The following is a 22,825-nucleotide window of genomic DNA, read 5'->3' as shown; positions in this document are numbered from 1 at the left end:
CCTTTATGCGTCGGGTGACCACTCCTCGGCGAAGGTCTCGGTCTGCTGCAGCACCCGCCGGATGGCGTCCTCGGCGGCGTCGGGCGGGTAGCCGTGGACGGCGAGCAGGCGTTTGATGGTGGAGCGGAGCTTGGCGCGTACGTCGTCGCGGGAGGTCCAGTCGACGGTGATGGACCGGCGGACGGACGCGACCAGGTCACGGGCGATGGCGGCGAGTTGCCCCTCCCCCATCTCGGCCACGGCCGACTCGTTCGTGGCGACCGCGTCGTAAAAGGCCAGCTCGTCGTCGGTGAGCGCCGGGCTGAAGTGCTTACCTCGGTCGGCCTCCGCGCTGACTTCCTTCGCCATGGCCACCAGCTCGGCGATGATCTCGGCGGAGGTCAGGTTCTGGTTGGTGTAGCGGCGCATCAGCTCGATCAGCCGGGCGGAGAACGCCTCCTGCCGCACGATGTTGTGCCGGGTGACCTTCCGCATGGTCTGCTCGATGGCCCGTCGCAGCGCCTCGATGGCCAGGTTCGGTGTCTTGGAGGCGCGGAGCTTCTCCAGGTACGCCTCGTCCAGGTGGGACAGGTCGGGCCGGTCGATGCCGGCGGCGGCGTAGATGTCGGTGATTCCGCCCGCCTCGATGACGCCGGCGGTTAGTTCTCGCAGGTAGAGTGCCACCTCGGCGGGAATGGGCAGCCCTCGGGAGCGGCGGTTCTCCACGTCGTACTTGGCCATCCAGACCCGCACGGCTTGGAAGAACGCGATGTCGTCGCGAAGGTCGTTGATGTCGCCGCTGCTGGCGCAGAGCGCGTAGAGCCGGTCGAGGCTGGCGGCGGCCTGCCGGAAGCGTTCGGCGAGGGTCGGTTCGCCCGGCTCGGGCTGGTTCTCCGGGAGGCTCGGATCGCGCAGGTGATCGATGGTGCCGAGGACAGCGTTGGTGAAGGCGTTCTTGACGCCGGAGGTCAGCACGCCGCGCCAGTCGTACCCGGCCAGGATCGTGCCACACAGGACGTTGTGCAGGTCCCGGATGCGGGCGACGGCCTCGTCGGTGTCCCGGCCGACCGGCTTGTTGTCCTGGTCGCTCTTGGTGTATTCGGCCAGTGCCTCGTGCAGGCTCTGGGTAATCGGGGCGTAGCCGACCAGCAGGCCGTCCTGCTTGCCGCGGAAGGTGCGGTTGACCCGGGCGAGCGCCTGCATCAGCGCCGCGCCGCGCATCGGCTTGTCGAGGTAGAGCGTGTGCAGCGGCGGGGAGTCGAAGCCGGTGAGCAGCATGGACTGGACGATGATGAGTTCCAGCTCGTCATCGGGGTCCTTCGCCCGCTTACGGATGGCCTTGGTCTGCGAGGGCCGCCGGACGTGTTTGCGGATGTGCGGCTCGTCGTCCGGGCCGCCGGTGTAAACGACCTTGATCTTGCCGAGTTCGTCGGCGTCGGAGTGCCAGCCCTCGGGGAGCCGCGCGATCATCTCGTCGTAGAGGCGGGCGCAGATGTCGCGCGTCGCACACACGATCATGCCTTTGCCCGGCCCGCCGATGTATTTTCGCATCTGCTCGGATCGGGCCTGCCAGTGCTCGACCAGATCGGCGGCTAGGGCCTTGACCCGGTCAGGGGCGCCGTAGACGGCGTTCATCACCGCGACCGTGCGTTGGATGCGGGCCTTCTCGGCGTCGTCCAGCCCGGCGGTCAACGTGTCCGCCCGCTCGTCGATCGTTTCCGGGTCGATGTCGGCCGGCAGGTCGACGGGGATGAGCCGGCTTTCGTGGTAGACGCGGACCGTCGCGCCGTCCTCGACGGCCCGGGTCAGGTCGTAGATGTCGATGTAGTCGCCGAACACCGCCCGGGTGTCGCGGTCCGCTTCGGAGATGGGCGTGCCGGTGAAGGCGATCAGCGTGGCGTGCGGCAGTGCGTCGCGCAGGTGCCGTGCGTAGCCGTCGAGGCTGTCGTAGTGGCTGCGGTGCGCCTCGTCGACGATCACGATGATGTTGCGCCGGTCCGACAGCAGCGGATGGTTGCGGCCCGCGTCCCGCTCGTCGCGGGTACGCCCGAACTTCTGCAACGTCGTGAAGATGATGCCGCCGGTACGCCGGTTGGTCAGCTCGTTGCGCAGGCTCTCCCGGGTGACCGCCGGCTCCGGCCGCTCCGGCAGCAGCTCACTGGCAGCGAACGACTCCAGGAGCTGCTCGTCCAGGTCGGTCCGATCGGTGATCACCACGATGGTCGGGTTACCCATGCTCGGGTGGGTGGCGATCTGGTGGGCGTAGAACTCCATCTCCATCGACTTGCCGGAGCCCTGCGTGTGCCAGACGACGCCGGCCTTGCCGTCGCTGCGGGTCGCCTCGATGGTCTTGCGGACGGCCTTCTCCACCGCGAAGTACTGATGCGGCTTGGCGATCCGCTTGACCGGCCCTCCCCCAATCTCGGCGAAGGCGACGTAGCCGTGCAGCAGCTCCAGGAATCGGCGCGGGGTGAACAGGCCGTAGAGCGCCAGGTTCAGCGCCAGGTCCTCGTCGCTCTTCGGCGGCTGCGGCACCGGCTCGCCCACGTCGTCGACATTCCACGGCGCGAAGTGCTCGAACGGGGTGAAGGCGGTGCCGTAGCGCGCGGTGATCCCGTCCGAGACGACGCAGACAACGTTGGCCCGGAAGGCCAGCGGCAGCTCCTCGACGTAGGTGCCGACCTGGCGGTGGGCACCCCGCAGATCGGCGTACGCGTCGCCGGCCCTCTTCAACTCGACCAGCCCGACCGGCAGCCCGTTGAGGTAGCAGACGACGTCGAACCGTCGCTTGTGGTCGCCCTCAGTCACCATCACCTGGTTAGCGACCAGGTAGTCGTTGGCCGCCTCGTCCCGGAAGTCGACCAGCCGGACGGTCGGGTTGTGCTCGGCTCCGTGCTGGTCCGTGTAGGTCAACCGGACGCCCTTGACCATTAGCTCGTGCAGCCGCCGGTTCTCGGCCAGGGCGTCACGCGATCGGGGGCTCAGCACCTGGGCAACCGCCTCGTCGACCTGCGGGGGTGGAAGCTGCGCATTGAGCCGCGCGACGGCGTCGCGCAATCGACTGGTCAGAATCAGCTCGGCCCACGACTCGCGTTTCCCGGTCCCAGGCGCGATCGACGATCCCGGGACAAACTCCCATCCCAACTCTACCAACGCATCGAGCGCGAGGGCCTCCCACTGCGCCTCTGTCATGTCGCGAAGGCAGTTGGACCACTTAGTCATGTCGCATCCTCCACGGCTTTTTCGGCGTCCCGCACGCGGATGGTCCCCGACATCAATCCCGGCAACAATGCATCGCGCAATTCTGCGACACTTTGTGATTGCAGGAGCAGAGATTGCTTCAGCGCGAATAACGGCTTGATTCTTTGCTCGAACTGCGTGGCTTGCTCGACCGGCGGCACAGGAACCGTGAGTGCCAACGCAGTGGCCCGATTAAGACCTGGAACAGCAGAATCCGAGTTCATGGACGAAAGGCCAAGATTCTTGAGAGCAAAAAAGGCGAACTCCAAAGGGACGCCCGAGCGTCGCATCTCCACATAGAAGGTGGTGTCGATCGGGAAAAAGTCACCCTGCTCCCAGTAGACCGCACCAACCGTACCCTTGCGGCCTATCACGATTCCGGGGCCTTCGATCAGCGCTTCATCATGGCGTCCACCGATGCCACCGCTTCCATACACCGGAACACTTCCGGGGCGACGCTGGGCAGCAGGGAGCGACCTCCCGTATTTCAAGTCCATCAAGTCGCCAAGCGCTGATACTTCCTTAGTCGAGGAAGCAATCCTCTTATATTCCGCCTCGGCCAGCTCGGCAGCCGTGGCGCTGATCCGTTCGTTTACCGTGATCTTTTGCGATAGAAGGAAGTACAGGTCTCCAATCGCTCGTTGAACGGCTGGCTCCGGAACCGGGATCATGAGCTTTCCGAAGTCACCCTTCTTGAAATGCGGAATGAGCGTCCCGACATGCAGATTGGCGATTTGGTCCTGAACCACTTCCGAGCGAAGCGCAGCAAATAGGTACAATGGGTATACGAGTTCAGCGTTTGCGCGCACAGCCACCATGTCTTGGGCGATGCAAAAACCAACAGGATCAGGGGCTATATTTACTCTACCCGGCGAGCCCTTACAAACAAAGATGATGTCACCTGGTTTCGGGTGCCCTCGAAACCATGTGGCATACGTCTCCTCGGAGACGTATCGAAGCTTCTCAAGCTTTGGGTAGAGCGTGTCGTTCGTGACGCAATTCGTGGCAATTAGCGGGAAGCCGCTACCTGCCGTAGGGCATGTCCGACCGCGGTTGTCTACGACTGCGGACAACAGGTCGGCAAACGGGATCAACTTAGCGAAGGACATCGGTTCTTTCCAATCCTTCGCGTACTGCCTGCTCAAGGCGGCTTGACTCGTCGAAGTGGGCGAACAACTCCCTCGTCAGGCGGGCGATCTTGCCATCGATCGGTTCGTCGTCCAAGCTTTCGACCTCGCCCGTCCCGACGTAGCGACCCGGGGTGAGCACGTAGTCGTGCTTGCGGATCTTGTCCAGCGTGGCCGAGTAGCAGAAGCCGGGCTCGTCCTCATACTTCCGGTCCTCAGCTCGGGCCGACGCGGTGCCGCGCCAGGCGTGGTACGCCCCGGCGATCTTGGCGATGTCCTCGTCGGTCAGGGTGCGCTCGGTGCGGTCGACCATCGTGCCCATCTTGCTGGCGTTGATGAAGAGCACCTCGCCGCGCCGGTCGGCTAGCCGCTTCGCCCCCTGCGGTCCCTTGTCCTTGGCGAAGAACCACAGGCAGGCCGGGATCTGGGTGGTGCGGAAGAGCTGTGGCGGCAGCGCCACCATGCAGGAGACCAGGTCGGCCTCGACCATCGCCGCCCGGATCTCGCCCTCGCCCGACTGCTTCGATGACATCGAGCCGTTGGCGAGCACCACGCCCGCCGTGCCCCGCTCGGCGAGCTTCGCGAGGATGTGTTGCAGCCAGGCGAAGTTGGCGTTGCTGGCCGGCGGAACGCCGTAGCGCCAGCGCGGGTCTTCGACGCTGCGCGCCCAGTCCGACATGTTGAACGGCGGGTTGGCCAGGACGAAGTCGGCCCGCAGGTCGGGGTGTTTGTCGCCGTGGAAGGTGTCCTCCCAGCGCGGGCCGAGGTTGCCGGTGATGCCGTGGATGGCGAGGTTCATCTTCGCCAGCCGCCAGGTGCGTTCGTTGGACTCCTGGCCGTAGACGGCGATGTCGTCGCGCCGGCCCCGGTGGTTGAGCACGAACTTTTCGGCCTGGACGAACATGCCGCCCGACCCGCAGCACGGGTCGTAGACCCGCCCGGAGTACGGCTCCAGCATCTCGACCAGCAGCTTGACCACGCTGCGCGGGGTGTAGAACTCACCGCCCCGCTTGCCCTCGGCTCGGGCGAACTTCTCCAGGAAGTACTCGTACACCTCGCCGAGCACGTCGCGGGCGGGCCGGTCGCCGTGGCCGGTGAACCGGGCGTCGCTGATCAGGTCGACCAACTCGCCCAGCCGGCGCTGGTCGACGTTGTCCCGGTTGAAGATCTTCGGCAGCACGCCCTGCAACGCCGGGTTGGACTTCATGATGACGTCCATGGCGTTGTCGAGCAGCAGCCCGATCTCGCCGCCCTTGGCCCGCTCCGCAAGGTGGGTCCAGCGGGCCTCCTCCGGCACCCAGAAGACACCGTGGCCGGCGTACTCGTCGATGTCGTCGAGGAAGGCGTCCAGCCGGGCCTCGGGGATGCCCTGGTCGAGCACCTCCTGCTTGATCTGGTCGCGGCGCTCCTCGAACGAGTCGGAGACGTACTTGAGGAAGACCAGGCCCAGGACGAAGTCCTTGTACTGCGCGGCGTCCATCGAGCCGCGGAGCTTGTCGGCGGCCTTCCAGAGGGTGTCGCGTAGGTCGGCCATGGTCGGCATGCCGGGCAGTGCGTTCTGCCCGGCCGCCCTCTTCCTGGGGGGCATGGTGCTCCTCGTATCCGTTCCTGCGGTGCGGTCAGTCTTGCTGGTCACGCTCGGGTGGTCCAACCAGCGGCGGGCCGTGCGTGATGGTCAGGGTGCCTTCGGTGAGCCCGGCCACCGCCCGGCGACCGATCTCGTCGAGCAGGGCAAGCTCACGGCGGGCAAGGTTACGACGCTCCTCCGTCGCTGCGAGCAGCGCGTCGAGCCGCGCCACGTCGGCGGGTGGAAGTAGGGGAAGTTGCAGGTCGGCCAGCCGGGTCGCGGCGCGCACCGCGCCGGCTGGCCGCTGCGTGGGTACGGCGTTGAGCAGGGCCTCCAGCACGCGCGGCGTGAACCGCTCCCGCCCGTCCGGCAGGACGCGCAGGATGCGTGTCGGATAGTCGACAACTGAGGTGCCTTCGGCATCGTGGTGCGCCCGCAGCCAGGGCGTCATCGTCACCAGCACGTCGCCGGGCTCGGTGAGTCGGGCGCGCGGATAGCGCTGGGCGAAGACGGCACGGTCGATCCGTCGGGAGCCGACCTGGGTGGCCCCGCCCAGCTCCGGCGGCCCGATCACCGGGTAGTGGCCGTCGCCGCTGACGTCGCCGCCGGCGATCCGACTGCCGTTGAGCAGAACGAGGTGACCGTCCCGGACGAACGCGCCGATGGAGCGGGTGGGTGCCCGCTGGACGCCGTCCTGCGCGGCCAGGCAGGTGCGGAGCTGCGGGCGGGGTCCGGCCAGCCGGTTGAGGTCCACCTCCAGCTCGGTCAGCTCGGCGACGGTCCTCCGGCCGTCGCTGACCATCTCACGCAGGGTGGCCGGCCGACGGGCGGTCAGTGGGCGTCGGGGCACGGTCAGGTCCGCGATCCGCACCTGGCTGGCGTACGCCCGCAGGTGCTGCTCCGGGCGGTGTCCTTCCCGGCGCCAGGTCGCGACGTCGAGGATCAGTTCGTCGGCCACCCGGTCGGTGAGCGGCCGGTCGGAGACGTCCGCCAGCAGCACCCGCCCCTGCCACTCGGGTGCCTCCTCGTTCCGAAGCACCCACAGGGCGGTCTGGTAGCCCGGCCGGAAGGGCACCATGCCACCGGGAAGCTGCACGACCGCCTCGACTCGGCCCGTGGTCAACAGCTCGTTCCGGGAACGGGCCGCCGGCCGGTAGGGCGGCAGCGCGCCGACGAGCAGCTCGGCGGGGCCGAACACCACCGCGGTCTGCCCCGGCGTGAGCGCTTTGGTCACCTCGGCCAGCTCGGGGAACGGGTTGAGGTCGGTGCGCGCCTCGGCCGGTTGGTAGGGCAGCTGGATGAACAGCACATCGGCTGGGGATGCGGCTGCCGGTCGGGCTGTGGCGATGTCGAGCTGCCAGCTGCCTCGGGAGACGCCGTGCACGACGAGCCGGCGGCGGGCCAGGCGGGCCAGCAGCGGGTCGGCCTCGGCGGCGAACATGACCGGGTTGTGCTCGCGTAGCACCTGGCGGGCCGCCATGAGCAGGTCGCCAGCGCCGGCACGCGGGTCGGCCACCTGGACGAACCCGTGCAGGTCGGCGTGCTCGCGTACGCCGGAGAGCCCGACCATGAGGCGGGCCAACTGCGGGAGGATCGCCGCCTCGTAGAGCTGCGGCACGGCGAACCGGTTGCGGGCGGCGAGCACCCGCTCGTATGCCTGCGCGGTGCCCCACGCGGCCTCGATCAGCTCGTCGACCACCTCGGTCAACCAGGCCGCCTCGGCGGGCAGCGCCTCAATCTCCGATCGCAGCAGCTCGTCGTCCCAGTCCGCCTCGGTGGCTCGCTCGCGAAGCGCCTCCATCACCTGCCGGTCGGTGTAGCCGTCGGGACGCAGTGGCTCGTCGTCGAGATGGTGCAGGCAGATCAGGGCGGTGATGGCGGGCACCAACTGCTGAGAGGTAAGAGCACGGCGCCGGCCGACGCCCGTCGACGAGGCGGCCCGCAGCGCCACGCCGGAGAGCAGGTGAAGCCGAAGGTCGGGCTCGATGGACCGGCGCTCGGCGCGGCCCGTGTCGACCAGCCAGTCGACGACCTCACGCGCCTTGAAGAGTGGCCGCCCACGGTCGTCTTCAGCCGGGGCGGGGAAGGTCGGGTAGCGGCGACGCCAGGTGGTGACCACGGGACGTCGCACCCCGGACAGATCGGCGATCTCGGGCAGCGAGATGAGATCTGCAACGGCCATGGGCACCTCCTCGTCCCGCTCGGTGTTGGGCGATGGGTCGACAGTAGACCGGTTGCCGCGTCCCCGACAGTCGTCCTTTTGGTAACCCTGGTTACCAACGTTCGGATGCTCATCAGCTGGCGCTTGGTCGATGACCGCTGCTGTGATTCAGCGGCATCAACGAACCGCTTCCGATCGGAAGCCGCGCCATCCCCCTCAGAAAAATGGAGCTTCCCCATGCGCAAGATCACCACGTTCGCCCTGTTCGCCACCGCTCTCGTCGCGCTCGGCTGCGGCGCCGGCGCCACCGACGAGGCCGGCAGTTCCGGCGGCGACGCCGCCGAGGACAAGCCCGCCAAGACCGCGAAGATCGGCCAGGCGGCCCGGGACGGGAAGTTCGAGTTCACGGTCAAGTCGGCCAAGTGTGGCGTCAGCAAGGTCGGCAGCGACCTGCTCGGCGCCAAGGCCCAGGGCCAGTTCTGCCTGATCACGGTCAACGTCAAGAACATCGGCAAGGAGCCGCAGACGCTGATCGACAGCAGCCAGAAGGCGTACGCCGCCGACGGCACCGAGTACTCCACCGACTCGGCGGCCGCGATCTACGCCAACAAGGACCAGCAGACCCTGTTCAACGAGATCAACCCCGGCAACCAGGTGACCGGCGTCCTCGTCTTCGACATCCCGAAGAAGGTCAAGCTCACCAAGCTCGAGCTGCACGACTCGCCGTTCTCCGGCGGCGTCGAAGTCGCCCTGAGCTGACCCCGCGTGTCGAGGGCGGGTCCCGCGAAGCCCGCCCTCGATTCCCAGCACCGCTGCCCGACCGCCAGCACAAATCTCTACGCGAGGAGATCGAGATGCGCAGTGCGACCAAGCGGATCCCGCCCACCTTCACCACCCGCCCGCCGGGCCGCAAGGACCGCCGCCGGCCTGACCCGGCACAGCTCACCCTCTTCGACAGTCCGCTCCCGCCGGGCCCGCCCGGCACCTACCCCACCACCCTCTACCGCCTTCGGGTCGCTGCGGACCCGGAGGGTCTGCGGAAGGCACTCAACGTCCGCTATCTGGCCGACCGGGGCTTCGAGCCGGTGCCGCGACAGGTTGCCGGCTCGCCGGCGCTGCTGGTGCACGGCACGGTCCCCCGCCTACGCGCGGAATGGTGCGACATCCTGGCCGGGCTCACCGGCGAGGATGTCGACCTCGGTCACAGCAGCGGCGGCGGGGCTCTGCTGTTGGCCGTCGACGGGCGCGCGTACGCCCTGACCTACGGGACCCTGGGCCGTCACATGGTCGACCAGGAGGTGTTCGACCGGACGTTCGGCGTGTCGTTCGCCGTCCGCGCGCTCATGCCGAGCGACATCCGGCAGGTCCGCCGCCGGGTCGTCGGCGCCGCCGGGCGGGTCGACCGCAGCATCGTCCCCACTGGCCAGCCCATCTGGAAGTACGGCATCGACAAGTGGGGTGAAATCGTCGGGCAGGTGTGCGGCTGTACCGACAACTCCCGGCTGACGGTCTGCCGGCGCAGTGGCAAGCCGGCCCGGGTCGACGGCGGCGAAGCCCTGCACATCCATCTCTGCGTCGAGCCCGAGGGGCTCCTCGCGGATCTGCGGGAAATCGAGCGGGTCTGCCAGGAGGAGTCGCCCCTGGCCGATCTGGAGTTCATCACGCAGATCCGCCCGGTCCTGACGTCCGACCCGCGTATGCCGGATCTGACCAGAGCCCTCGATGAGCGGTTGGGACTTGCCGATCCGCCTGCGCTCGGCGTGGCGGTGCCCGGCGATCTCGTCAGCGACATCGAACGTGTCCGGTCGTACCGGATTCAGGTCCCCAAGTCCGGCCTGCGCCCGACCCTGGCTGCGGAGCTGGACCTGCCCGCCATCCTCGCCCACACCAACGGGGCGCTGGATGACGATCGGTGGAGCGGACTGCGCAACGGGACCGTCACGCTCTTCGCCGACGCTCGCGGTACAGAGGAGATGGCGTCGACCCGGGCTTTCCGCTGGCTCACGGCGGAGGTGGCCGTCGGCACCAGCCACCTGCTGCTTCATGAGGGCGAGTGGTACGAGATCGGCGACCGGCACCGCGACTTCCTGCGCCAGGAGATCGACGAGATCCTGGCCCGGCCGTCCGCCATCACGCTGCCGCCCTGGACGGCGGACCTTGCAGACGAGGACGCCTACAACCGGGCGGCCGCCCGCCGTGACCCCAGCCTCGTGCTGCTGGACAAGAAGCTGCTGCGAACGACACAACATCGTCACGGGATCGAGGCGTGTGACCTGCTCGGGCCGGGCGGCGAACTGATTCACGTCAAGCGCGCAAAGAGCAGCTCCCCGCTCAGCCACCTCTTCGCCCAGGGCATCGTCTCCTACGAGGCGCTGCGCTACCAGCAGGACGCGCGCGCCAAGTTCCTCGACGCGGTGCGGCGGCAGCCCAACGGGCGTGACCTCGGCCAGGACTTCCGGCCCACCAAAGTCGTCTACGCCATCGCACTCGGTACCGGCCGGACGGTCACCGGCAACTCGCTCTTCACCTTCGCTCAGGTGGCGCTCTATCAGGCGATGAAGACGCTGCGCAACGAGGGCGTGGAGGTCAGCGTCATCGGCATTCCGCCCACCTGCTCGGACCGCCCTTCCTAGTTCCTGTTCACAGAGGAGTCCCCCATGACCGAGCCTTCCCAGCTCATGCCGCCCGACCAGCCGGAGGTGGTCCCGAACATCGACGCCGGGCCTGTTCCGGACTCCATGCCGACCACACGACGACACACGTACCTGATCGCCGCTGCCGGGGTAGCCGTCCTCATCGCCGCCATCGGGATCAGCCTCCTTCTCTCCGGTGCCGGACACGACGAGCCGGGCGCGGAGCAGCCCACCCGCACGGCGATCGAGGCCGCCCACGCGAGGTGCGGCCCCAGTGGGACCGAATATGCGCGGGTAGGTGATGGAGGCCGGACCCTCACGCTCAACAGCCACGGCAAGAAAAGCTCCGGCCTCGCGTATGCGCAGCTTGAGTGCTACTGGACCATGCTGGAGATGCCGGACTCCGTACGCGCCGAGGTCGAGGCGACCAGGGCGCTGGACGGCCGGCGGTCCGGGGAGTGGGACGGCATCCGGGTCTCCTGGAGCTACCACCCCGACAGCGGCGTCCAGATGGTTTTCACGCTCGCGGACTGATCAGCACCTCAATTCCCCCTCCCCGATCCCAGGAGGCCCTTGTGCGTCCCGATGAGTTTCCCTCCGGCCTGCCCACCCGTCGGTGGTTCGGTCCGTCGCTGGTCACCGCCGCGCTGGCGGCCATCGTGCTGACCGGCTGCGACGACGGCCGGGCCGTCGCCGAGGCCGAGGCCGAGGCCGAGCCGATGAACTCGGTCAGTCCGTCAGTCTCGGCGAGCCCGTCCCCGACCCCGTCCCCGACCCCACCCGCCGACCGTGACGGCGACGGGCTGCCGGACAGCACCGATCCGTACCCCGACAACCCGAAGAACATTCCCCAACAGGAGCCGTTCACGATCAGCTGTTACCTGGACGACGAGTTCGACAGCAGCGAGACGTTCACCATCGCTGCGGGGAAGGGCGGCCTGCCGGACTTCACCGATGTCTGGGCCGCCGAGCCGGTGTCCTGTGAGGTGGACGAGACGCTCTACCCGGTCGGCGCCGCCGAGAAGGCCGCCTACAAGACCTCGAAGTACGACGACGAGGACATCTCCACTCTCTACCGGATCTGCGCCGAGGTCGACCCGGACGACGTCTACGCCGAGCCCGGGTTCTCGGCCAGCAAGGGCCAGATCTCGGAGATCAACGGGGCCTTGACCCTCTGCCCCAAGCATCCGTACGCGAAGAAGTGGCGCGAGGCGGCCAAGCGCGGCCATCGCGATGTCGAACTGGAGGCCCAGGGCCGGCTCTTCGGACCGGGCACCTTCCGGGTCGGCAAGGAGATCAAGCCCGGCACGTACGTCACCCACGACGTGGACGGCTGCTACTGGGAGCGGCAGAATCGCTCCGGCAACATCATCGACAACTACTTCACCAACAGCGCTCGGCGGGTGCAGGTCACCATCCGTTCCTCCGACTACGCCTTCAGCTCCCAGCGGTGCGGCGATTGGCGGCCGGTGAGCTGACGCCGCTGATCGCACCAGCGGCGCGACGCGACGGCGCAACTCGACGGCGCAACTCGACGGCGCAACTCGACAGCGCAGAGACCAGCTTCCAGCGCGCCCAGTCTGATCCGTTTGCGCTCTCAGCTCGACAGCGTCAGGCCAGCAGTCATCCGCCCCGCGCGGCCGATCTTCCCACCCCCACCGCTCGAACTCAGGAGGCTTCATGCGTCCCCACCCGGGCGACGAGGACGCCGTCGCGGACCAGAGCATGACCCGCCGGTACGTGCAGACCAGGCTGGCCGACCTGCCGACGGGGCCGGAGGACACCGACGCCCGACTGCGCGGACTGCTGGAAATCTACGAGGAACTGAACGCCGACGGCCATCCCGAACCGTTGACGCTGCTGGCCGGGGTGCTGGGCATCCCCGTCGAGATCCTGGTCCTGCACCTACGCGCCGCCGGACGCCAGTGAGCGCGACACAGCCCCGGCCCTTGGCCGCGCGGCATCGACGGTGACGAGCCCGAGGCGGTCACTTACCGGTCATCTCGGCCCGAGACCTCTCGCGCCAGGGCAGGGTAGTCGCGCAGAATCCGCTCGATCTGTTCCCGATCATCCAGAGTCAGTAAGCGTCGCTCTCGCACATACCGCTGCTGCGCCGCCAGCAGCCCGGCAAGCTCGGTTGCTTCCCCGGCCCGACCCAGGCGACTGCTGTAGGCCGCGATCACCGTACCGATCACCGCCCTGGCCAACTCAAAGTCGGCGGCCTGCTGCTCGCTCCAGTTCCCCAGCGCGTCAGGCCAACCTCCGTCGCCCGCCTGCTCACCCTTCACCATCCGCACTCCTCCCGACGTGACGCAAGAGCAGCCGCAGCCTGAACGAGAATGCCCAGTGCGTCGAGGTTACTCTGACGCCGCACACGGTCGGCATTTCGCGCCGGTCTGCCCGCAACGCTGCCGGTGGGTACCTCCGATCTCGTGTTTCGGAACTGGTTGGACGCCGCGGACGTGCGTGGCGCACAGTCGGACAATGAAGAGCTCCATCAACGTACGTCATCGCTCGATGGACGAGATCATGGAAGGACTGCACCTCGTACGGCGGTCCCCACGGGGTGTCGGCACCCTGGCGTTGGCCGTACGCCGGCCGGCCGTCGACGCCCGCGAGGTGCTGTCCCTGGCCGAACTGGACCCTGACGTCGGGCTGGTCGGCGACACCTGGAGTCAACGACCCAGCTCACGTACGGCCGACCGGTCCCCGCACCCCGACATGCAGCTGAACGTCATCAACGCCCGCTTCGTCGAACTGATCGCCGGCCCCGACCGTGACGCCTGGGCGCTTGCCGGGGATCAGCTCTACGTCGATCTGGACCTGAGCATCGACGCCCTGCCAGCCGGTTCACGCCTGGCGATCGGCGACCGGGCCGTCATCGAAGTGACCGACCAGCCACACAACGGCTGCGCCAAGTTCGCCGCCCGCTTCGGACGCGACGCCCACAAGATCGTCTGGACGGAGGAAGGCCAGCGACTACGGCTGCGCGGCCTCAACGCCCGAGTGCTCATCGGCGCGACAATCGGGACAGGCAACACCATCCGGCAGCTTCCCGCCGTCCCCGGCCCGCCAGCCAACGAGGCCCTCACGACGTGACGGGCCTTCTCCTTCGGTGATGCTGTCTTCAACGGCAGCGCTGCCAGCCCGGTCCTCACCTGTGTTGCGGTCCCCTTTGCTCTGCTTCAACCCACGCAACGGTTTGCCGCCGAACCCGTTGCGTGGGTTGAAGCAGAGCAAAGGAAGCAGTGGAAGGAGGCAGGGCCCGCTCACCCGTACGCCGATCTTGGAAGTCGTACCCCCTGCGGCAGGATGTCCGCCATGACGACGCACCACCCGACCATCCGGCGCCTGGTCTACGGCCACGCGCAGCTGCACGACTGCCTCGCGTTCGCCGACGCCAACAACGCCGCCGGGGAGGCTGCGGAGATCAGGGCGCTGGCCGCCGCCCGCACCTGGGGAGAAGCCCGCCATGTCCAGATGACCCACCTGTGGAACCCCGCCGGCCCGGACTACTACGAGCCGGAGGACGACTGCGCCGACGACAAGCCCTTCGACATCAACGAGCTGGACACGGTCATCGAGGGCAACTGGCCCCGGATGGTCACCGAGCGCGCGTTCGGGCTACTCCCCAAGGACCTCCAGAACCGGTTCGGCAAGCGCCACTGCACCGCACACAACGGTGACTATCTCGAGATCCCGACCGACCACGAGCGCGAGCTGGTGGCGGCGCTGCGCGAGCGCGGCTACGAGCTCAGCCGCGACGACGAACTCATCAACGTGCTCGACGGCCGCCGATGAGTTCGGGGCCGTGGTCGGGCCCCAATCGACTTCGAGAATAGGTACGCCAACGACAAGCTCGACGGCGGCGCACCATCACGCGCGCACAGTGTTTCCGTGTCTCGGGTTCACCGGCGGCGCTTGTTCAGGCTCGGAAGGCCGCCGGACACGGTCCTCACGGTGCCGTCCGGGTTGCTTCGGCCCGGCTTTTGCAGGGCCTCGGTGACCCGCCGGCCTGCCAGGTCGGAGGCACTCAGGTTGACCACGACCCGGTCCGCCGACCGCCAGCTCCGCAGGCGGGTCAACGCCTGCTCGCGGTCGGCGATGCCGGTCAACGCACGGATCGCCGGCATCGCTCTGGCCGGGTCAGCGAGCAGGAGCTGGGCGACGTCGGCCGGGCTCAGCTTGCGCGGCATAGTGTTGCCCACCGGAACGAGGGAGGCGTGAATCTTTCCGTTCTGGAGCCACAGCCACACCGACCGCTTGCCATCGCCGGCCCGCATCACGGGGGTTGTTGACGCGGAAGCCGCTGGCTGCGGCAGGGTTTTCTGGGTCGGACCGTCAGCGGCGGGTGCCGCCGCCGGCTTGGCCGCCCGGTGGGCTCGCAGAGCGGCCGGCGGTTGCGACCGTCGCCGCGACTGTGCCGGTACGTCGGCGGGCGGGCGGGGCGAGGCGTCTCCTTGTTGCGGCGGCTCAGCTGATGCCCCTTGCCGTCCCCGCACGAACCAGCCGGCGAGCTCCCACTGCTCAGGCGTGAACCGGCCCGGGATGACCTCGGTCAGGTGCGGTGCCGACGGATCCTGCACGGTGATCTGCGCGCGCCGCTTCGCATGGTCAGCGACGGTGAGCGACTCGATGTGTACGACCCTGGCCGCCGGTATCCGCCGGACGTCCGCCTTCAGCCACGGCAGCCACCGTCCACGCCGGACGACGAGCTGCCCGTCCTCGAACCAGGCGTCCCACCGGGCCATACCGATCACCTCCCGTACTGCGCACGTTAGCGGCCTGATGATCACTACCGCACTCGTCGTTCGGGCAGTTGGGGTGAATCCTGATCCACGCGTTCCGACCGCTGCCACCGAAGGCGCGCTGCTCCTGTCGACCTGACAGCACAAACGAATCAAACGATCGGCGGCTCGTCGTGGAAGTGAGGCCCCATCGGCGTGATAGCACCAACGGTTCAGCTCGACAGGCTCCACACGAGGCATAGCCGGGCTTGCCAATGGTCAGCTCCCAGGCCAGCCGAGAGCGGTGATCTCGGGTCGGCTCTTCATCGCGCGGCCCCAGCCGGTGGCGTTCTTGCGCGGCAGAACGTCGATGACCTCGTCGAGGGTGCGCGGCGCCGGGCCGAGCGAGTCGAGCACCGCCTTGGTCAGCGGATGCTTGCGCAGCAGTTCGCCGAGTTGCTTCGGCTTGCCCAGGCAGTCCTCGCCGAGCACCAACTCGGCGACCTCGGCCATCATCTCCGCCGGATCCCGGCCGTCGACGGCGGCGAGTTGCTCGGGGCTGGGCAGCGGCAGGCTGAAATCCTGACCGGTCATGAACTCGCCGGGCTCGTAGCGCTCCTCCCCCACCAGCGAGTCCGCGTCGAACGCGATGCCGAAGACCTGCTCGGCGACTTCCCGGATGGCGGTCGGGCCGTCCCGGCCGTCGCCCTCGCCGAGGGTGGCGGAGGTGGCCACCGGGCAGATCGGGCCCAGCGGGCGGTCCGGCTCGGCCAGGCCGAGCGCGGCGGCCAGCCGGCGCAGCAGCATGGCCACGTCGGTGCCCTGCGCGCCGTCGTAGCTGTGGAACTCGTCGAGCACCACGTACGCCGGCTCGGCGTCCTCCCAGAGCGGCAGGTCGTCGGCGCGCTGGAGCAGCAGGTCCAGCATCTTGTAGTTGGTGATACTCGGTCTTGCCGGAGCCGGTGCCGGTGGTGATCAGGGTCGGCTCGGCGGCCTTCCCCTTGCTCGACAGGCGGGCGAACGCCTTCGCCTGGTGCCGGTAGGGGGTGAAATCGGCCGGGGCCCAGTCCAGGCAGGCCCGCCAGTCCCCCTCCGCCGGGCGAAACGGGGTGCGGATCCGCAGGTACGGCCCGCGAAAGATGCCCTGCTCCGGGTGGGAGAGAAACCCTCCAAACCCTGGCGTACGCCTTCCTCGGTCAGCCCGAAGGTGGTGGTCAGGTATTGCGTGAGGGTCCGGCGCAGGGTGTCGGCGGCGATGGTCGGCCTCATGAGCGCATCACCCGCGGCATGCTACGTCAATATCCACTGTGGTTGACCGGCCGATCAGCCACAGTGGAGCTTTGGTCAGATAGACGACACCTGACCGGGATCCCCCGGTCGCCTCGCCACCGCCCGCAACCTAGGCAGCGACAAGGCCAACCCGCCCGTTCTGTATTGATCTGCGCAAATGATTAAAGCGTGTTGCGTCGACCGATCCTGGCCAGCAACCTATTCATGGCCGATCGCCGAGCAGAAGGAGCGCCACCGTGACCCTCACCAACTCCCCGACCCGTACGGAGTGACGATGCGACGCAAGCTGCTGAGTGTGCTCACCGCGCTGGCGCTCGCCGCCGGTGGCGTGGTGGCGGTGCCGGCGAAGCCGGCCAGTGCTGCCATTGACTGGGCGACCATTGCTGCGGTCTACGGGTACGTGCAGAAGGCCTACGGGTACTGGAAAGCCCTGCAGGGCTTCCTCAATTCCGGCGGCAGCAGCGGCTTGTCCCTGGAGCAGGCGACCCACATGATCATCAGCGAAATCCAGGCGTCCCGCAACGAGATCGTCACCCACATGACCTCCATCGCGACCGCGGACGTGCGTGCCTGCACCATCCATCATGTCATCGAGTTCGCCGACATCGAGAGGTTCAACAACCAGATTCTGCAGCAGTGGGCGCAGGACGCAACGTCATGCGTCACCCGAATCTCCACCGTCTACACCTCTCTGCCGGCCAACAGCTACGCCGCGTGGAACGACCTCGGTGCAGCGTTGGGCGTTGTCGGACCGATCGCCCTCATCGCCCGGACGCGGGCAGGTTTCGGCACAGACGGCCTGACCGACCTACTCGTGCAGGCGTTTCAGCGGGTAGCGGCGACATTCCCCGTGAACTGCGCAGTCACACCAGACGGCTACAACTACCCCGATGAGCAGTGGCCAAGCTACCCGATCTACATATTCACCAGCTATCAATGCTATTCCGCCGGTGCCCACCAGATCCCCGGCGCCGGAGCCAGCTCGGGGGGAGGCGCCTGGTGGCAGCAACACGTCTACCTCGATCAGAACTGCCGATGCGCCTCCTCGCATCCGGACTACACCAACATCGGGGGCCAGAACCTGATCGCGGCGACCGAGGCGAGAACCGCCCGGGGAATCGCTCTGGACGCGCTGGAGAAACTGCGACGCCCGTAACCGCCGACACCCGGAGCAGAGTGTGATGGCGTCGCGGTGGAACGCCGGGTGAACGAGGGCGGGGTGACCGACGCCGAGTCGGCCGCCCCGCCCGAGGCGGCGCGTCGACGCAGGCCGCTGACGACCTGGGCGCCGCTTCGCTTGCTAGGTGCCGCGATGGGCTCGTAGCGTCAATCGTGACTGTCGCCGAAGGTCACACCGCCGTGGATGTCGCGTGCCTGCACCATCCACCCGCTGACATCACCGGACACGGTGTTCGTGACGTCTCCGTGGCCAGCTCCGACGATGGCCTGGACCGCTGCGAAGCGTGCACGGAACTCGGCACCGAAGGCGGCATCACGGCGGGTCTCCTGTTCCAGAAGTGCCGCGAGTCGATGAACAGCGTCGGTGCCGGGTCGGCGCAGGGCGACTTCGACCGTCTCCCGTGATGCCATCTCCCGTCCGAACCGGTGCCGAAGGAACTCGGCCAGCCCGGTCACGGCGGACCGGGCGCCCTCGGCGAGATTGGTGGTCGCCCAGGCGACCAGTGTGGTCGCTGCCGTGAGCATGAGCGGATCGTCCATACCGCGCTCCCAGGTTCGCCACGATGCTCGTAGTCAGACAAGACCGAATGTAATTCGGAGCTTTGAATGTTACTTTAAGTGCCCATATCGGTACGCCCTCCCCAAAGGAGGTCAGCATGAGCGCGCATCGGTGGGAGGCGGACTCGTCCGCCCAGCTCAGCCGCCGTTGGGGCAAGTCGTCACACGAGCTGGGCAATACGTCCGGCGACGGCAGCTGTCCCGATATCTGGGAGCTGAGCAACGGTGACGTCGCGGTCATCGGGCAGGACCTCACCGACAGCTACCGAGATCGACTGCCCGAAGGGGTCTCCATCGACCCCGGCGAGCGACTTATCATCATCCCTCGATCGACCATGCTCGCCGCAAAGGTGGACATCCCTGATGCATGAACTCCTTGACGGAGATTCCGGCGAGCTGCTGGCCCTCGACGACTACTGGGCCGACTTCGACCAGCGATTCTGGAAGACCGTCCCGCCCGGCTTCTGGAAGCTCGAACGGCAACAAACGTTCAAGGAGCCCACTGACGAGGGCTGGCAGGCGTTCGCCGCTGGCCGGTGGGACGAGTCGCTGCGGATTCTCGACGCCCGACGCCCCGAGTTCAACGACTACTACCGGCGCATCGCCGACAGCGGGTTCGCCACCCGCCGGGTGCGGGTGGTGCAGGAACCGTTGACTCCGTACCTGCAATGGGAGCTGCACGTGCTGCGGCTCCGCCACGAGTACGGCGGCCTGACTCGAGTGGTGGGGCCCGAAGGCATCGCCGCCGGGGAGATCGACGGCCCGCTGCCGGAGATCTACACCCTCGGCACCGACGTGATGTACGAGGCGATCTACGACGCCGCCGGGGTGCTCGAAGCGGCCCGACGGTGGCGAAATCCGCGTGTGGTGGCGCGTTGCCAGGAGTTCATCGAGTCCCTCTACATCGACGGTGAGCCGCTGGACGAGTACTTTGCGCGAGCGGTGGCGCCGCTGGAGCCTCCGCGCCCGGACTGAGTCATGACCGACCAGGGCGCGGACAGACAACCACCAGAACGACCGGAGCACGTCAACCGGTCAGCGTTGTCCGGCCCCGCCGATCTTGTGCAGGCCCGCGACGTGTACGGCGGGGTGCACTTCCACTCCGCGGACTCCTCGCCGACGCACCCGCCGCCCCGCCAGTTGCCCGGCGACGTGCGCGGCTTCGTCAACCGGGTCGATGAACTGCGTTCGCTGGACCGGCTTCTCACCGACGAGGCTGTCCGGGCCACCCTCGTCGTCATCTGCGGCACCGCTGGCGTGGGCAAGACGGCGCTGGCGCTGCGCTGGGCGCACGCCGTACGCCAGCACTTCCCGGACGGCCAGCTCTACGCGAACCTCCGCGGCTACGACCCGGGCCAGCCCAGCCGGCCGGAACAGGTGCTCGACCGATTCCTGCGGGCGCTCGGCTTACCTCCGTCCGCTATACCGGCCGATCCTGAGGACCGCGAGGCGCTGTACCGCTCCCGGCTCGCCGACCGGCGCATCCTGGTGGTCCTCGACAACGCTGCCACCGCCCGCCAGGTGCGCCCACTGCTGCCGGGTACGAACGGCTGCCTGGTGATCGTCACCAGCCGCACCATGCTCTCCGGTCTGGTCAGCCGCGACGGCGGCCGACGCCTCGCACTGCGAATGCTGTCCGAGGACGACGCGGTGACGTTGCTGCACGAGGTGACCACCGGATACCGCGCCGACGACGAAGCGGGCGAGTTGGCCGAGTTGGCCCGGCTGTGCGCGAGGCTGCCGTTGGCGCTGCGGATCGCCGCGGAACGGGCGGCGAGCCGGCCGTTCATGCCGCTGGCCGAGTTGATTCAGGATCTGCGCGACGAGTCGGCCCTGTGGGATGCCCTCACCACTGACGACGGTGAGGAGGCCGACGCCGTACGCAGCGTCTTTGCGTGGTCCTACCGCGCCCTGAACGCCTCGGCCGCCCGGCTGTTCCGGCTGCTCGGTCTGCATCCCGGCCCGGAGTTCAGCGCGCCGGCCGTGGCTGCGCTCGCCGGCCTGCCGGTGTCGGGCATCCGGCAGCCACTCGACGCCCTGGTGGGCGCGCATCTGCTGGAGCAGAGCGCACCCGGCCGCTACCAGTTGCATGACCTGCTGCGCGCGTACGCGATGGACCAGGTCAGGCACCTGGAGAGCGACGAGAACCGCCGGACGGCGCTGGTGCGAGTGCTCACCTGGTATCTGCACACGGCAGACGCAGCGCTGGGCCGCAGTCTTTCCTTCTACCGAACGGTGCCGCTGGACCGGCCGACCGACGTCACGCCGCTGGCCTTCGAGACGGCGTCGACCGCTGACGCGTGGTTCACCGCCGAGCAGGACAACCTCGTCGCCGCCACCCGCGCTGCGGCCGACGCCGGGCTCCCGGCGATCGCCTGGCGCCTGGCGGTCCTGCTGCGCAGCGTCTTCATGCACCGCAACGCCTTCGACGCGTGGTTCGCCACCGCGCGGGCCGGCCTGGCCGCCGCCCGGCCGTTGCAGGACCGGCGTGCTGAGGCAGAGGCGCTGGAGAGCCTCGGCAAGGCCCACTTCCAGACCCGCCAGTTGACCGAGGCGGAGGAGCACCACCGGGCTGCGTTGGCGATCCGGCGAGAGATCGGCGACGAGCACGGCACAGCGGTGTCGATCAACGCGCTGGGATTGCTGGCGTTACGGCACCGCCGGCTCGCCGACGCCCTGACCCGGTTCGGCAAAAGCCTCGACATCTTCACCCGGCGCGGCGACCTGCGATGGCAGGCCCTGCTGCTGAGCAATCTCGCCGAGACCCGGTACGAGCTGGGCGACCTCACCGACGCGGTGACGCTGCTGGAACAGGCGCTGACGGTGCAGCGGGAGATCGACGACCGCGGGCAGGAGGGAAACTCCCTGTTCTTCCTCAGCATGGCCCTGCGCGAAAGCGGGCACACCGACGAGGCGCGGGCCGCGATCGAAGCGGCCCTCGCCATCGCCGAGCACGGCAGCCCGGTGTGGCTGGCGCACTGGCTGGTCGAGCACGCGCGGGTGCTGCGCGTCCTGGGCCGGCCCACCGAGGCGCTGGAAGCAGTGCACCGCGCGGCGACGATTCAGCGCCAACTGGGTGACCGCAGCCGGGAGGCGATGGCGTTGGACGGGGCCGGCGAGGCGTACCGGGATCTGGGGCAGCCAGAGCAGGCAATCGCCTTCCACCTGCGGGCGGCGGCGGTCCATCGCGATCTCGGCGACGACTGGCAGCTCGCCCTGACGCTGGACCACCTCGCCACGGCGTTGATCGACGCCGGACGTCGTGAGGAGGCACACCGCTGGTGGGGCGAGGCAATCGAGCGGCTGGCCGGGTTTCCCGACCGACGGGCGGTAAGGCTCCGCCACCACATCGAGTCAGACCTTCGGGACGTCGCCAACTGACGACGAAGGCACACGGACTCCTCGCCGGATTGACACCTTCACACCCAACAATGACGCTGGATGTCCGCGCCCAGGCGCTGAGTAAGCACCGGGAGTCGCCGTGCACATCGAAACCCTCGTACGTTCCCTCGGCCGTGAAACGACACTCGCGGTCGAGTCCTCCGACCAACTCGTCGCCAACGTGCGCAAATGCGTCGAACAAGGGAGGAGAAGGCGCGGAGCATACCTGCCCGGCAAGTCTCTTACCCCGGTGGCACTCGGCAAGCCGTTCCGAACCAGCGCAGCCAAGGTGCTGCACGAGTTGGGCGTGGCCACCACGTTCCTGGATGTGGCTCCGCTGGCGCAGGTTGCCCGGCACTGGGCGCACGTCCGTTACTGCGCGACGCTGACCGAGCGCCCCTGCGCATCGACTTGGTCTTCTTCGTCAACGGGCTTCAGGTGGCCACCGTCGAGTTGAAGACTGACTTCACCCAGTCTCTCGATGAGGCGATCAACCAGTACCGCAAAGTCCGGCATCCGCTGACCAACGGGCGTCCGGAGCCGCTGTTGTCGTTCGGGCATCGGGCGCTGGCGCACTTCGCGGTATCCAACGACCTGGCCGGGCTCCCTGGTCCTGGACGGTTACTCGCCAGGTGGACGAATGTTGGGATCGGATTGAACCATAACGGTCGATCAACTGGTGCTCTGCGAGCACGTGACTACGGTATGTTCCACCTTGTGAGCGGGGGCGGCCAGCAGGTGACAGAAGTGCGGGTCGAGCCGGAGGTCAGGGCTATTGCGTAGTCGGGTTACTCCTGGTTACGGCATCGATGAGTTCTGTAGATCGTCGGTTGGCGCGTCGGGTAGCTCGGGCGAGGTTGGGTTCGCCATTGCTGCGGTGGTAGCCGATGGAGGTGTTACGGAGTGTGGCGAAGACGGCGGGCCCGTTGCCGGTCCGGGCCTGGTGGGCGTCTTCACGTAGCGTCACGTCGCGGACGTAGTGC

The 22,825-nt window shown here is 68.1% G+C and carries 21 protein-coding genes and 1 pseudogene; 14 read left to right on the top strand and 8 right to left on the bottom strand.

All coding sequences use genetic code 11. The features are described 5' to 3' along the window. Nucleotides 1-3: 3 nt before the first annotated feature. Genes IEY61_RS29245 through IEY61_RS29230 form a run of 4 tightly spaced genes read right to left on the bottom strand, consistent with a single transcriptional unit; the run spans nucleotide 4 to nucleotide 8,095 of the window. Entirely contained in the window at nucleotides 4-3,201 is a 3,198-nt protein-coding gene (locus IEY61_RS29245) for a type I restriction endonuclease subunit R (RefSeq protein ID WP_189050182.1), read from the bottom strand. Continuing rightward, complete coding sequence (locus IEY61_RS29240) at nucleotides 3,198-4,328, bottom strand: restriction endonuclease subunit S (protein WP_189050180.1); 1,131 nt, start codon at nucleotides 4,326-4,328, stop codon at nucleotides 3,198-3,200. Before IEY61_RS29240 ends, IEY61_RS29245 begins: the two co-directional genes overlap by 4 nt. Next, nucleotides 4,315-5,934, bottom strand: coding sequence for a class I SAM-dependent DNA methyltransferase (locus tag IEY61_RS29235; protein ID WP_189050178.1), 1,620 nt, complete (start codon nucleotides 5,932-5,934; stop codon nucleotides 4,315-4,317). The genes IEY61_RS29240 and IEY61_RS29235 overlap by 14 nt, the downstream gene beginning before the upstream one ends. Before the next feature lie 31 nt (nucleotides 5,935-5,965). Beyond that, nucleotides 5,966-8,095: a hypothetical protein gene (locus IEY61_RS29230; protein ID WP_189050176.1), complete on the bottom strand. Its 2,130-nt coding sequence runs from the start codon at nucleotides 8,093-8,095 to the stop codon at nucleotides 5,966-5,968. Nucleotides 8,096-8,311: 216 nt separating this feature from the next. Here IEY61_RS29230 and IEY61_RS29225 point away from each other — a divergent pair, with 216 nt between their 5' ends. From IEY61_RS29225 to IEY61_RS29205, 5 genes are all read left to right on the top strand, one after another. Continuing rightward, nucleotides 8,312-8,833 (top strand): DUF4352 domain-containing protein, encoded by a 522-nt coding sequence (locus IEY61_RS29225; protein WP_189050174.1) that lies wholly within the window; start codon nucleotides 8,312-8,314, stop codon nucleotides 8,831-8,833. Nucleotides 8,834-8,928: 95 nt separating this feature from the next. After that, the gene (locus tag IEY61_RS29220) at nucleotides 8,929-10,707 is read left to right on the top strand and encodes a DUF6119 family protein (RefSeq protein ID WP_189050172.1); all 1,779 of its coding nucleotides are present in this window, start codon (nucleotides 8,929-8,931) and stop codon (nucleotides 10,705-10,707) included. Nucleotides 10,708-10,731: 24 nt separating this feature from the next. Further along, the gene (locus IEY61_RS29215) at nucleotides 10,732-11,241 is read left to right on the top strand and encodes a hypothetical protein (protein WP_189050170.1); all 510 of its coding nucleotides are present in this window, start codon (nucleotides 10,732-10,734) and stop codon (nucleotides 11,239-11,241) included. A 41-nt stretch (nucleotides 11,242-11,282) separates the two neighbouring features. Next, on the top strand, nucleotides 11,283-12,185 hold the full coding sequence (locus tag IEY61_RS29210) for an Rv1352/Rv1906c domain-containing protein (RefSeq protein WP_189050168.1): 903 nt from the start codon (nucleotides 11,283-11,285) through the stop codon (nucleotides 12,183-12,185). A 202-nt stretch (nucleotides 12,186-12,387) separates the two neighbouring features. After that, a complete protein-coding gene (locus tag IEY61_RS29205) occupies nucleotides 12,388-12,636 on the top strand; it encodes a hypothetical protein (protein ID WP_189050166.1) in 249 nt (82 codons plus the stop codon). A 62-nt stretch (nucleotides 12,637-12,698) separates the two neighbouring features. On the opposite strand, the gene IEY61_RS29200 is transcribed toward IEY61_RS29205, so the two are convergent. Beyond that, complete coding sequence (locus tag IEY61_RS29200) at nucleotides 12,699-12,998, bottom strand: hypothetical protein (RefSeq protein WP_189050164.1); 300 nt, start codon at nucleotides 12,996-12,998, stop codon at nucleotides 12,699-12,701. A 32-nt stretch (nucleotides 12,999-13,030) separates the two neighbouring features. Between IEY61_RS29200 and IEY61_RS29195 the strand changes: the two are divergent. The 3 genes and pseudogenes from IEY61_RS29195 to IEY61_RS29185 form a co-directional block, all read left to right on the top strand. Continuing rightward, nucleotides 13,031-13,195 (top strand): annotated as a pseudogene (locus IEY61_RS29195) (hypothetical protein); the annotation flags it as partial. Then, nucleotides 13,192-13,806, top strand: coding sequence for an MOSC domain-containing protein (locus IEY61_RS29190; RefSeq protein WP_189050162.1), 615 nt, complete (start codon nucleotides 13,192-13,194; stop codon nucleotides 13,804-13,806). The pseudogene IEY61_RS29195 and the gene IEY61_RS29190, both read left to right, overlap by 4 nt. Nucleotides 13,807-14,028: 222 nt before the next feature. Next, the gene (locus tag IEY61_RS29185) at nucleotides 14,029-14,508 is read left to right on the top strand and encodes a hypothetical protein (protein ID WP_189050160.1); all 480 of its coding nucleotides are present in this window, start codon (nucleotides 14,029-14,031) and stop codon (nucleotides 14,506-14,508) included. A 107-nt stretch (nucleotides 14,509-14,615) separates the two neighbouring features. On the opposite strand, the gene IEY61_RS31635 is transcribed toward IEY61_RS29185, so the two are convergent. Beyond that, entirely contained in the window at nucleotides 14,616-15,458 is an 843-nt protein-coding gene (locus IEY61_RS31635; protein WP_229706540.1) for a hypothetical protein, read from the bottom strand. Between the two features lie 255 nt (nucleotides 15,459-15,713). Beyond that, on the bottom strand, nucleotides 15,714-16,361 hold the full coding sequence (locus IEY61_RS31630) for a DEAD/DEAH box helicase family protein (protein WP_229706539.1): 648 nt from the start codon (nucleotides 16,359-16,361) through the stop codon (nucleotides 15,714-15,716). Nucleotides 16,362-16,998: 637 nt separating this feature from the next. Here IEY61_RS31630 and IEY61_RS29170 point away from each other — a divergent pair. Then, nucleotides 16,999-17,880, top strand: a complete 882-nt coding sequence (locus tag IEY61_RS29170) for a hypothetical protein (protein ID WP_189050158.1) — start codon at nucleotides 16,999-17,001, stop codon at nucleotides 17,878-17,880. Nucleotides 17,881-18,050: 170 nt separating this feature from the next. Here the strand turns inward: IEY61_RS29170 and IEY61_RS29165 are convergent, their stop codons facing one another. Further along, complete coding sequence (locus IEY61_RS29165; RefSeq protein WP_189050156.1) at nucleotides 18,051-18,443, bottom strand: hypothetical protein; 393 nt, start codon at nucleotides 18,441-18,443, stop codon at nucleotides 18,051-18,053. A gap of 116 nt (nucleotides 18,444-18,559) precedes the next feature. On the opposite strand from IEY61_RS29165, the gene IEY61_RS29160 reads away from it, so the two are divergent. From IEY61_RS29160 to IEY61_RS31625, 5 genes are all read left to right on the top strand, one after another. After that, nucleotides 18,560-18,832: a hypothetical protein gene (locus IEY61_RS29160; protein WP_189050154.1), complete on the top strand. Its 273-nt coding sequence runs from the start codon at nucleotides 18,560-18,562 to the stop codon at nucleotides 18,830-18,832. Next, on the top strand, nucleotides 18,825-19,436 hold the full coding sequence (locus tag IEY61_RS29155) for a DUF6879 family protein (RefSeq protein WP_189050151.1): 612 nt from the start codon (nucleotides 18,825-18,827) through the stop codon (nucleotides 19,434-19,436). Before IEY61_RS29160 ends, IEY61_RS29155 begins: the two co-directional genes overlap by 8 nt. A gap of 3 nt (nucleotides 19,437-19,439) precedes the next feature. Then, nucleotides 19,440-21,842, top strand: coding sequence for an ATP-binding protein (locus tag IEY61_RS29150; RefSeq protein WP_189050149.1), 2,403 nt, complete (start codon nucleotides 19,440-19,442; stop codon nucleotides 21,840-21,842). Nucleotides 21,843-21,942: 100 nt separating this feature from the next. After that, nucleotides 21,943-22,299, top strand: coding sequence for a hypothetical protein (locus IEY61_RS29145; RefSeq protein ID WP_189050220.1), 357 nt, complete (start codon nucleotides 21,943-21,945; stop codon nucleotides 22,297-22,299). Next, nucleotides 22,281-22,625 carry a hypothetical protein gene (locus tag IEY61_RS31625; RefSeq protein WP_229706538.1) on the top strand — a complete coding sequence of 115 codons (345 nt, stop codon included), beginning with the start codon at nucleotides 22,281-22,283 and terminating at the stop codon, nucleotides 22,623-22,625. The genes IEY61_RS29145 and IEY61_RS31625 overlap by 19 nt, the downstream gene beginning before the upstream one ends. Nucleotides 22,626-22,825: the final 200 nt, after the last annotated feature.

This window comes from Micromonospora sonchi, from assembly GCF_014646235.1.
Lineage (GTDB): Bacteria > Actinomycetota > Actinomycetes > Mycobacteriales > Micromonosporaceae > Micromonospora > Micromonospora sonchi.
This window is presented reverse-complemented; position numbering and strand designations above follow the sequence as displayed.

Coding starts and splice junctions, on each gene's coding strand:
- IEY61_RS29200 (WP_189050164.1), bottom strand. CDS start 12,998: ATGGTGAAGGGTGAGCAGGCGGGCGACGGAGGTTGGCCTGACGCGCTG.
- IEY61_RS31630 (WP_229706539.1), bottom strand. CDS start 16,361: ATGCTGGACCTGCTGCTCCAGCGCGCCGACGACCTGCCGCTCTGGGAG.
- IEY61_RS29165 (WP_189050156.1), bottom strand. CDS start 18,443: ATGGACGATCCGCTCATGCTCACGGCAGCGACCACACTGGTCGCCTGG.
- IEY61_RS29190 (WP_189050162.1), top strand. CDS start 13,192: ATGAAGAGCTCCATCAACGTACGTCATCGCTCGATGGACGAGATCATG.
- IEY61_RS29240 (WP_189050180.1), bottom strand. CDS start 4,328: ATGTCCTTCGCTAAGTTGATCCCGTTTGCCGACCTGTTGTCCGCAGTC.
- IEY61_RS29155 (WP_189050151.1), top strand. CDS start 18,825: ATGCATGAACTCCTTGACGGAGATTCCGGCGAGCTGCTGGCCCTCGAC.
- IEY61_RS29185 (WP_189050160.1), top strand. CDS start 14,029: ATGACGACGCACCACCCGACCATCCGGCGCCTGGTCTACGGCCACGCG.
- IEY61_RS29245 (WP_189050182.1), bottom strand. CDS start 3,201: ATGACTAAGTGGTCCAACTGCCTTCGCGACATGACAGAGGCGCAGTGG.
- IEY61_RS29160 (WP_189050154.1), top strand. CDS start 18,560: ATGAGCGCGCATCGGTGGGAGGCGGACTCGTCCGCCCAGCTCAGCCGC.
- IEY61_RS29220 (WP_189050172.1), top strand. CDS start 8,929: ATGCGCAGTGCGACCAAGCGGATCCCGCCCACCTTCACCACCCGCCCG.
- IEY61_RS29215 (WP_189050170.1), top strand. CDS start 10,732: ATGACCGAGCCTTCCCAGCTCATGCCGCCCGACCAGCCGGAGGTGGTC.
- IEY61_RS29235 (WP_189050178.1), bottom strand. CDS start 5,934: ATGCCCCCCAGGAAGAGGGCGGCCGGGCAGAACGCACTGCCCGGCATG.
- IEY61_RS29225 (WP_189050174.1), top strand. CDS start 8,312: ATGCGCAAGATCACCACGTTCGCCCTGTTCGCCACCGCTCTCGTCGCG.
- IEY61_RS29170 (WP_189050158.1), top strand. CDS start 16,999: ATGCGACGCAAGCTGCTGAGTGTGCTCACCGCGCTGGCGCTCGCCGCC.
- IEY61_RS31635 (WP_229706540.1), bottom strand. CDS start 15,458: ATGGCCCGGTGGGACGCCTGGTTCGAGGACGGGCAGCTCGTCGTCCGG.
- IEY61_RS29230 (WP_189050176.1), bottom strand. CDS start 8,095: ATGGCCGTTGCAGATCTCATCTCGCTGCCCGAGATCGCCGATCTGTCC.
- IEY61_RS29150 (WP_189050149.1), top strand. CDS start 19,440: ATGACCGACCAGGGCGCGGACAGACAACCACCAGAACGACCGGAGCAC.
- IEY61_RS29205 (WP_189050166.1), top strand. CDS start 12,388: ATGCGTCCCCACCCGGGCGACGAGGACGCCGTCGCGGACCAGAGCATG.